Source organism: Microbacterium testaceum (genome assembly GCF_001476655.1).
Classification (GTDB): domain Bacteria; phylum Actinomycetota; class Actinomycetes; order Actinomycetales; family Microbacteriaceae; genus Microbacterium; species Microbacterium testaceum_C.
The window spans coordinates 18,293-27,422 of sequence record NZ_LDRT01000011.1 but is presented as its reverse complement, the minus strand read 5'-3'; the positions used below and the strand labels follow the sequence as shown (position 1 = coordinate 27,422).

The 9,130-nt window shown below is 70.1% G+C and carries 8 protein-coding genes; 3 read left to right on the top strand and 5 right to left on the bottom strand.

The features are described from left to right. Nucleotides 1–211: 211 nt before the first annotated feature. The gene (locus NS220_RS02240; RefSeq protein WP_058622481.1) at nucleotides 212–2,983 is read left to right on the top strand and encodes an alpha-L-rhamnosidase; all 2,772 of its coding nucleotides are present in this window, start codon (nucleotides 212–214) and stop codon (nucleotides 2,981–2,983) included. 369 nt (nucleotides 2,984–3,352) lie between these two features. Here NS220_RS02240 and NS220_RS02235 read toward each other — a convergent pair whose 3' ends face one another. Together NS220_RS02235 and NS220_RS02230 are read right to left on the bottom strand one after the other, a co-directional pair. Continuing rightward, nucleotides 3,353–3,877 carry a Fic/DOC family protein gene (locus tag NS220_RS02235; RefSeq protein WP_193755247.1) on the bottom strand — a complete coding sequence of 175 codons (525 nt, stop codon included), beginning with the start codon at nucleotides 3,875–3,877 and terminating at the stop codon, nucleotides 3,353–3,355. A 115-nt stretch (nucleotides 3,878–3,992) separates the two neighbouring features. Then, the gene (locus tag NS220_RS02230) at nucleotides 3,993–4,175 is read right to left on the bottom strand and encodes an antitoxin VbhA family protein (RefSeq protein ID WP_058622479.1); all 183 of its coding nucleotides are present in this window, start codon (nucleotides 4,173–4,175) and stop codon (nucleotides 3,993–3,995) included. 177 nt (nucleotides 4,176–4,352) lie between these two features. Between NS220_RS02230 and NS220_RS02225 the strand changes: the two genes are divergently transcribed. Together NS220_RS02225 and NS220_RS02220 are read left to right on the top strand one after the other, a co-directional pair. After that, the gene (locus NS220_RS02225) at nucleotides 4,353–5,030 is read left to right on the top strand and encodes a phosphatase PAP2 family protein (protein ID WP_058622478.1); all 678 of its coding nucleotides are present in this window, start codon (nucleotides 4,353–4,355) and stop codon (nucleotides 5,028–5,030) included. 16 nt (nucleotides 5,031–5,046) lie between these two features. Continuing rightward, complete coding sequence (locus NS220_RS02220; RefSeq protein ID WP_058622477.1) at nucleotides 5,047–5,850, top strand: DUF1206 domain-containing protein; 804 nt, start codon at nucleotides 5,047–5,049, stop codon at nucleotides 5,848–5,850. A gap of 3 nt (nucleotides 5,851–5,853) precedes the next feature. Here the strand turns inward: NS220_RS02220 and NS220_RS02215 are convergent, their stop codons facing one another. The 3 genes from NS220_RS02215 to NS220_RS02205 all read right to left on the bottom strand — a co-directional run bounded on the left by NS220_RS02215 (nucleotide 5,854) and on the right by NS220_RS02205 (nucleotide 9,037). Further along, nucleotides 5,854–7,560, bottom strand: a complete 1,707-nt coding sequence (locus NS220_RS02215) for a LamG-like jellyroll fold domain-containing protein (RefSeq protein ID WP_058622476.1) — start codon at nucleotides 7,558–7,560, stop codon at nucleotides 5,854–5,856. Nucleotides 7,561–7,574: 14 nt separating this feature from the next. Continuing rightward, nucleotides 7,575–8,234 carry a hypothetical protein gene (locus NS220_RS02210; RefSeq protein WP_206542980.1) on the bottom strand — a complete coding sequence of 220 codons (660 nt, stop codon included), beginning with the start codon at nucleotides 8,232–8,234 and terminating at the stop codon, nucleotides 7,575–7,577. A 179-nt stretch (nucleotides 8,235–8,413) separates the two neighbouring features. Beyond that, nucleotides 8,414–9,037, bottom strand: a complete 624-nt coding sequence (locus NS220_RS02205) for a TetR/AcrR family transcriptional regulator C-terminal domain-containing protein (protein WP_058622474.1) — start codon at nucleotides 9,035–9,037, stop codon at nucleotides 8,414–8,416. Nucleotides 9,038–9,130: the final 93 nt, after the last annotated feature.

Sequence of the window (9,130 nt, the reverse complement as noted above, 5' to 3'; positions counted from 1 at the left end):
CCGTTCCCCCGGGGAACGGCGCCGCGACCCCGGACCTCCCCGCCGCGACACTGGCTCGCACGGGCACGCCGCCCGTGATCGGCATCCTGTTCCCCGCTCTCGCCGCCGTCGTGCTCGGAGCCGGAATCCTGCTCCGCCGTCGCCGCCCGGCGCACCGCTGACCACGACCCGGCACCGCCTCCACAGCGGCGCCGGGTCTCGAAAGGACCACATGAGGGACCCCTCCCGCATCGCGGGCCTGCGCATCGGCCGCCGCCGCGACCTTAGCGTCGCGAGCGACCCCCGCCCCCCGGTCTCGTGGCTCGTCGACGCCCCCGCGGGGTGGACGGCGACCCGCGCCGAGATGCGTCTCGACCACGCCGAGCCGGTGACGGTACCGGCGAGCGGCGTGCTCGTCCCGTGGCCGTTCGCCGACCTCGCGGCGGGAGCGCGCCACGACCTGTCCGTCCGCGTGGCCGGTGCGGACGGCGAATGGATGCCGTGGAGTCCGGCGCTCACCGTCGACGCGGTCTTCTTCCCCGGCGCGTGGACCGCGCCGCTGCTCGGCATCCCCGATCCCGATGGCGAGGCGGTACCGTTCGCCCTCCGTCGGGAGATCGAGATCGGCGCGACCGTGGTGTCGGCCCGCCTGTGGGCGACGGCGCACGGGGTCTTCGACGCCGCGCTCGACGGCATCCCCGTCGACGATGCGGTGCTGGCGCCCGGCTGGACCTCGTATCAGCACCGCCTGCCGCTCGTCACGGTCGACGTCTCGCCGCTGCTGCGGCCGTGCTCCACGCAGGTGTTGTCGCTGCGGGTCGCCGGCGGGTGGTTCACCGAGCGGTACGGCTTCGGCGACACGGCCGCGCGCTTCTACGGGGATCACGCAGCCGCGGGCGTCGTGCTGCGCCTGACCCACCTCGACGGGTACGTCGAAGAGATCGGCCCCGACGACCGATGGCGGCTGAACCGTCGCACCGAGATCGTGTCGAGCGGGCTGTACGCGGGCGAGCGCATCGACTACCGCCGAGAACAGCACGGATGGAGGATGCCGGGATTCGACGCCGCGTCCTGGGAGACACCGGCGCGGACACCCCCGCGGAGCGCGCCGACGGTGATCGACGTCGAGCCGGTGCGGAGGATCCGCACGATGCGGCGGATGCGCGAGCTGCCGGCATCCCGACCCGGCACCGTCCTGCTCGACGTCGGCGAGAACGTCGTCGGCCGTGTGCGCCTCGTCGCCGACGGCCCGTCCGGGACCGTCGTGACCGTGCGGCACGCTGAGCTGCTCGAGGACGGCGAGCTGTGCGTGCGACCGCTGCGCGCGGCTGCGGCCACCGATGAGTTCGTCCTCGACGGGGCGGGGGAGCGCTCGTGCGAGACGGCATTCACGTTCCACGGCTTCCGGTACGTCGAGATCGACGGCGGCGAGGTCGACCCCGCGCGGGTGGAGGTGGAGGTGCTCGGGACCGATCTGCGGCGCACCGGCTGGTTCTCGTGCTCCGACGACCGGCTGAACCGCCTGCACGCGAACATCGTCCGCAGCTTCGAGGGGAACGCGCTGGCTCTGCCGACGGACTGCCCGCAGCGTGACGAGAGACTGGGCTGGACGGGCGATGCGCAGGTGTTCGCCCCGACGGCGGCGACCCTGTTCGACGCGGACGCGTTCTTCTCCTCGTGGTTACGCGATCTGCGGAGCGAGCAGGCAGACCGCGACGGGCGGGTGCCCACCGTGGTCCCCGACACGCTCGGCGCGCTCGGCGACGTCGCGGCCGCCGGCTGGGGCGATGCGGTGACGGTCATCCCGGACGTCCTCGTGCGACGCTTCGGCGACGACGCCGTCCTGGCCGAGATGCTCCCCGCGATGCGGGCGTGGGTCGACGCGGTCACCGACCTCGCCGGGCCGGGACGCCTCTGGGAGACGGGGTTCCAGTACGGCGACTGGCTCGATCCGACCGTCGAGCGTCCCGACAAGGCCAGAGCCGATCCGGGACTGGTGGCGACGGCGTACTTCTTCCACTCCGCCGAGCTCGTCGCGCGGGCGAGTGAGTCCGGCGAGGCGGAACGGTATGCGGCGCTCGCAAAGGAGATCGGCGAGGCCTTCCGCGCCGCGTACCTGACCCCCGCGGGACGCCTGGCCTCCGACGCCCCGAGCGCGTACGCCCTCGCCCTCGCCTTCGGTCTCGTGCCCGACGCGCGGCGCCAGGCGGCGGCCGACCGCCTCGCCTTCCTCCTGCGCGCGGGGGGATACCGCATGGCGACGGGCTTCCTCGGGACCCCCGTCGTCCTGGACGCTCTCCTCGACAACGGGCACGAAGCGGCGGCGGAGAACCTTCTCCTGCAGACGATGTGTCCGTCCTGGCTCTATCCGCTCTCGATGGGCGCGACCACGATGTGGGAGAGATGGGATGCCGTCCGGCCCGACGGAACCCTTCACCCCTCGGGCATGACCTCGCTGAACCACTACGCGCTCGGATCCGTGGGCGATGTGCTGCACCGCCGCGTGGCGGGGCTCGGCATCGAGGGCGCCGTCGTGGAGGTCCGCCCGTGGTTCGTCGAGGCGCTGACCTGGGCGGAGGCGGTGCACGACACCCCCTTCGGGCGTGCGCGCGTGCGGTGGCAGCGCGTGGGCGACACGATCGCGCTGACGGCCACGGTCCCGCACGGCGCGAGCGCGCGGGTCGATCTCGGCGACCGCGCGCCGTTCGAGGTGGCATCCGGTCTTCACCGCTGGATGGTCGACGCGCCTCTCGCGCGACCGCGTCACACGCTGGACGTCGACAGCGACCTCGCGCTCATCGCCGACACCCCGGGCGCGTGCGCCGCCGTCTCGCGCGCGATCGGCGCGCACGCGACCGAGATGCAGCTCGAGTTCGACGCGTACGTCCGGTGGGTGCCGGGCCGACGGCTGCGCGAGGAGCTCGCGGCCGTCTCTGCCCCGCCGACGTTGGTCGCCGATGTCAAGGGTGCGCTGAGCGCGCTCTCGTCGAGACCGCTCGGTTAGGGTCGGGCTGTCGTGCTCATCGCGCGACGGAGCCCGCTGGACCGGGATGCGCGTCAAGGACGGTCGCCCAGGGGTGGACTGGATCACGGCGGACCGCCCGACCGCACTGTTCGTCTCGAGTGCGCTGTTCTTCGTCGCCGGGGCGATTTACCTCTTCCTCGTCGCGTTCAACCCCTTCTACCTCGTCACGGGCTCGCTCTTCCTGGGGCTGGGTGCTGGCTCCCGAAGCGATGGCGACAGGCATCGGAGTCGTCGTGATCGTCGTCGGAGCGATCCTGCTCCTGCTCGGGGTGCTCCTGCTCGCGCTGTCCCCTATCTCCCGGCGACCGCTCGTCATCCCCGGGGAGCCCGTCGAGCGTCGGTGGGGTGTCAGCGCGGTCTCGTCACCTGGTAGACGGAAGGGTCGAGGGGGGACAGCCCATCGAGCGGGGGCTGACGCACGAGTTCGAGAATCGGCCGGAACGGCTCGCCGTTCCCCGCGTTGAAGGCTCGGATGCTGGCGGTCAGGTGTTCCCGGGAAGTGACATTGCGCCAGGCGAGCCGACGCCCCGACACTCGCGCGACCTGGTCGAGGAAGGCTCGCTGTGTCCGACCGTTGCCTTCGCGGAACGGGTGGATGTAGTTCATCTTCTCAAGCAGATCGCTTGCCAAAACCACGAACGCGGGCTCGTCGATCGCGGGGTTCAACAGGCCGGACGTCGCAAGCCCGTCGAAGGTACTCCTCGCCGCGGCCGGTATCAGCGCCGACGCATGGAACTGAGATGAGCCCTTGCTGATCTCGACCGTTCGAAGTCGACCAGCCCACGCGTACACGTCCTGGAAAAGACGACGGTGGGTTTCGGCCCACCGCGCGAGGTCGAACGGCCCTGTGATCGGGGTGACTTCGAGCTCCATCCGGCGGGCAAGGGTGAGCTGATACTCCTGCCGTTCGAGACGGTTCCGGTCGCGTTCGTCGAGAAGGTTCTTCAGGGCGCTCGAACCCGGATAGACGTACGGGTCGACGAAATCCTCAGTCACGGTAGCCCCCGCTCTTGACCTTCGCGATGATCTCCGCGGTCGAGATCTTCCCCTCGACGTAGAGGGCGATGTCCTTCACCATCTCCGGGGTGGGTTCCATGTCTTCGAGGGCCCAGCTCGCCATGGTGTCGATCACGAGCTCACGACGGGCCTTCGGCGAATCGAGTGCAGCCATGAGCGGTCTCCTTCTCCTCGGTTCCATTCTCTCAGCGATGAGCTTTCGCGCTCCGCGTCCTTCTGCGCCGTCGACCCCATTTCCTCGCGTGGCGTCCCCCGAAGTCCGCACGGGAGTGCTCGCGAATGCGGATGCAATCCCTGGCTGCGCGGCATCCCGTCCTGTCAGCATGCCGGAATGGATGCCACACCGATCGACGCCGTCGCGCCCCCGGCCGTCGCTGCGGACGCGCGCCGCACCGTCGCCCTCGTCATCGGCGTCGCGGCCACGGTCGCCTTCGTCGCCCTGCGCCTCGTCGTCGCGCTGAACGGGCACACGGCCCTCGATATCGACCTGTGGTGGGATGCCGCGATGGCGGGGATCGCGACACCGGTGGGCGTGATCGTCGCCTGGATCCCCGCGACCGTGGGCGGCACGATCGGCATGATCGTCATCGGGGTGGCCACGACGATCGTCTTCGCGGTGCGGCGGCGCCCGTGGGACGCGCTGACGGTGGCGGCATCCATCGCCCTCGTCGTGGCGATCGGCGCCCCGATGGCCGCGATCATCGCTCGGCAGCGGCCCGAGGACTCTCTGGCCGAGACGATGGCGACCTCCTTCCCCTCGGGGCATACGGCGGTGGCGACGACGATCGCCGTCGTCCTCGGTCTGATCCTGCGTCGTCGGTGGGTGTGGATCGCCGGGGTGGCCTGGGTCCTGGTGATGATGTGGAGTCGCACCTATCTGCATGCGCACTGGCTGTCGGACGTCGTCGCGGGAGCGCTCGAAGGGATCGCGGTCTCGACGTTCGTGTGGGCGTTCATCCAAGTGGTCCGCGAGCGTCGAGCGCAACGCCCCGTCGCGGAAAGCGCCTGAGGGCTACGGTTCCGGGATGACTTCTCCCTCGGCTGCCGCGAACAGGGCGCAGGACTCGACCGCTTTCGAAGTCGCCGCGCGCGTCGGATACGTCGTGCTCGGTCTTCTTCACCTGCTCATCGGGGTCATCGCCATCTCGATCGCCACGGGATCCGGTGGCGACAGCGCCGATCAGAGCGGCGCGTTGCAGAAGGTCGCGCAGGCTCCCGCGGGCGTCGTGCTCCTCTGGGTGATCGTCGTCGGTCTGGCCGCGCTCGCGGTGTGGCAGATCGCCGAGGCGATCGTCGAGCAGGATCCGGATGCCAAGAAGCGCTGGGCGCATCGCGCCAAGTTCGTGGGGACGGCGGTCGCGTACGCCGCGATCGCCGGCACCGCGCTCACCCTCGCCCTCGGGGGAAGCTCGAGCTCGTCGCAGTCGTCGCAGACGATGTCCGCACAGCTGTTGTCGAACTCCGCCGGAGTGGTGCTCCTCGTCGTCATCGGACTCGGCGTCGCCGCGGTCGGTGCCGCCTTCGTCGTGCGCGGATTCACGAAGGCGTTCGAGAAGCACCTGTCGATCCCGGGCGGAACGGCGGGGCGCGGCATCCGCACCTTCGGGATGATCGGCTACATCGCCAAGGGCGTGGCGGTGGGAGTGGCGGGCGTGCTGTTCGTGATCGCGGCGCTGACCCACGACCCGTCGGCGGCCGGTGGCCTCGACTCCGCGCTGCGGTCGCTCGCGGCACTGCCGTTCGGGCAGATCGTGCTGTGGCTCGTGGGAGCCGGGCTCATCGTGTACGGGCTGTTCTGCTTCGCCCGCGCGCGCTACGCGCGCATGTGAGGATCAGCGTCCGGCCGCGTAGTGCCAGCGCACTTCGTCGGCGCTGAGCGCGCGGGTGTAGATCGCGGCGTACTGGATGAGACCGGTGAAGTGATCCGGCCCGTCGTAGTCCATCACTCCGACCGCGGAGCCGTTCGTCCAGAATCGGAGTTGTCCGCAGCCGATCTTCCAGGTCCCCGTGAAGTTCTGCCCCGCTGTCTGATCGGCTCTCGCACCGACGAGGGCCCCGTCGACGTAGAGGGTCATGCCGGCGCTCGACAGCGTCGCCACGACGTGATGCCATGCGCCGTCCGCGAAGTTCTGCCCGGCGGGGCTGGCCACCGTCACCGTGGTCCCCGGGAAGATGCCGAAGACGACCCGCCCCGTCGCGTCGAGGTAGATCAGGCGATCCCAGGATCCGTCGTTGCTCGAGAGGACGCCGTCGCTGAATCCCATGATGCGGCCGTTGCTCGTCGAGGACGTCTGGAACCACGCCTCGATGGAGAAGACGTTCGGGCTCGTCTGCGATCCCGGGACGTACAGGCACTGTGAGCCGGTGAACGACACCGATCGCTGAGGGGCGTCCCGTGTGCAGCCGACGTTGGAGACCGTCGCTCGCGGCTGGGCATACGTTCCCGTTCGGCCGTTGCCCGAGAAGTCCCCTTCGGTGAGGGTCCCCGTCCCCGAGAGGCGGTACGCCGCCCAGGTCGACCCCGGGCCGACGTACGATTCCGCATCGCGACAGGTGAAGAACGGATTCGTTCCCGCCACGTCGGCGCTGTTGCGCACCGTCGCGCTGAAGGCGGCGGTCGAGGTCGAGACGGTCACGAGCACCACGACCGTCACGATCGTCAGGATCGTGGCGGGGATGACCACCCGACCACCGCGTCGGTCCGGTCGCAGGCGCAGGCCCGTCGGCGACGGCTCGGGATCCGTGGGACGCACGAGCAGGGCGCCGAGGAACGGAAGCAGGCACGCGGCGATCAGCAGCAGACGGACCGGCCAGGACGGGTCCGGGACGGGGGCGAGGGTGAAAGCGCCGTTGGGCAGACGATCGGTCGAGAGGACCGAGGCATCCTGTCCGCTGACGAGCCGCGTCGCGCGGGCCATGACGGGGAGGATGCCGGTGTTCACGATGTGCATCAGCACGCCCTCGTCGGGTGCGGGGCGGTAGTCCAATAGTCGAACGTTGAACCAGGGACGGAGCCAGAGCGAGACGGCCGTCGTGACCGTGGACCACCCGATGAAGCGGACGCTCCACAACCAGCCCGCTCGCGCGCGTCGCAACCAGGTCACCGCTTCGGTGAGCACCGCTCCGAGGAGGAGCCACGGGGCGGCGGTGAGGGCGAAGCCGGCCCCGGGGGCGATCAAGACGACGCGCCCGATGACGGCATCCGGGGAGAGGGACCACCCGTCCGTCGACCCGTTCATGTCGCCCCGGGTCGTGAAGGTCCCGCCGGACGCTCCCACGATGCGGTGCGTGACGGTGCGGTCGTCGATGGTGAAGGTGACGATCTCTCCCACGTCGTACTGCGCCTGCGGCTGCGTCACGACGAGCGAGCCGACCGGGGCGGTCTCGCCCATGCTCGGTGTCTGGATCGAGAAGAGTCGGACACCTGTCATCGCCGACGCCGCGGCGATCGTGAGGGCGAGGATGCCGATCACGATCCCCGCGGCGATGAGGGACCGACGTCGTTGCGGGAGCTCGGATGCCGCGGTGTCGTCGGTCACGGGAGGACGACGGCTCAGGAGCCGGCGCCGAAGTTCCAGGTGAGGGGCTGCGATACCTGGAGACCGGCGTAGGTGTTACCGAGTCCGGTCGGCAGGGTCACCGCGAAGGTGAAAGGGATGCTGGTCCCCGAGGGAACCGACGTCGTGCTGAGCTTGGTGAGGATGTTGATCGCCGAGGCGTTGAACGCCGCGAGGGTGCCGGAGTAGATCGAGGTGCTTCCCGAGGTGACAGCGATCGTCATCTTGGTGCAGAGGTCGCTCGCGGAGCCGTTGGGCGTGCCGTTGTTCGATTGGGCGCACGCGCCGGGCGTCAACGTGAACGAGCTCGCGTCGGCGGTGCCGATGTTCTTGATGTTCACGGTGGTCGACACGGTTTGACCCGGGGTCATCGTGAGCGTGCCGCCGTACTTGTTGATCGTCGAGCAGGTGGCACTGTTGGTGTCGATGGTGGTGCCGTCGGTGCTCTTACAGGTCACGGTGCCGGCGCTGTTGGTCTCCTGCATGATCAGGGTTCCGCTGCCGGCGGTGTCGACGGTGTTCTGGATCTGGGCGGTGAAGGCGGCGACGGTCGGCGAGAGGCCGAGCGCGAGGATCAGCGACGCGACGCTTCCGGCAAGGACGACGGGTAGGGCGAGTCGGCGACGGCGCGTCGCCGGGGAAGTGGGGGTGGACACGGTTCTCCTCATCACGCGCCGCCGGGCGCGGACGCCCCTCGGTTGTAGCGGAGGCGAGGAGGAGATCCGGCGGCGATCGTGCCGACTCGTGGGCGGGTGAGGCGCGGGGATCTGGGCTGGCGCAGGGGTCATCGATCGACGATCACCCGTGCGCTCGCCTGCGGGGCGTCAGAAATCACCTACCGCTGTGGCCGAGCCCCCGCGATGAGGAGGGAGAGCCCGAGCTCGAACGCCCGTGTGGCGACAGGGTCGGAGGGGTCCTGGTCGACGAGGGTGGCGTAGGCCGCGGCGAAGCGCGGCACGCGCTCCTCCTGACCGGTCGGGTCGAACATGACCGAGGGACCCGACATATCGAGCACGCTGCCCAGGATGAACGACTCGAACGCGGTGAGCAGGGGGAGGATGTCGTCGCTCGTCCATCCCACGCGTTCGGCCGCGACGGCGAAGTCCTCGTATTGCGACATCAGCAGCGGTGCCGAGGAACGGTGGGACATGAGCAGGGGGATCGTGCGGGGGTGGCGTCGGAAGGCGTCGCGATAGGACCGGGCCCACCGGCGCAGGCCGTCTTCCCATTCCTCGTCGCGGAGGGAGGACGAGTCGATCCGCGCGGAGACGAGTGCCCGGATGTCTTCGATCAGCGCCGCGAGGTTCGGCACGTGGTTGTAGAGCGACGTGGGATGCACCCTCAGCCGATCGGCGACGCGGCGGATGCTCGCGCCGTCGCTTCCGTCACGATCGACGAGGGCGAGCGCGGCGCGGGCGATCGCCTCTCGCGACAGCTTGGGGTGCGACGGCCGGGGCACGGCAAGGCCTTTCGGTCGGGGTTCGACAACGCTACGCGATGCGCGCGTTTCGGCCGTGTATCGGGTTCGTGACGAGTCCGCGAAACGAGGGGT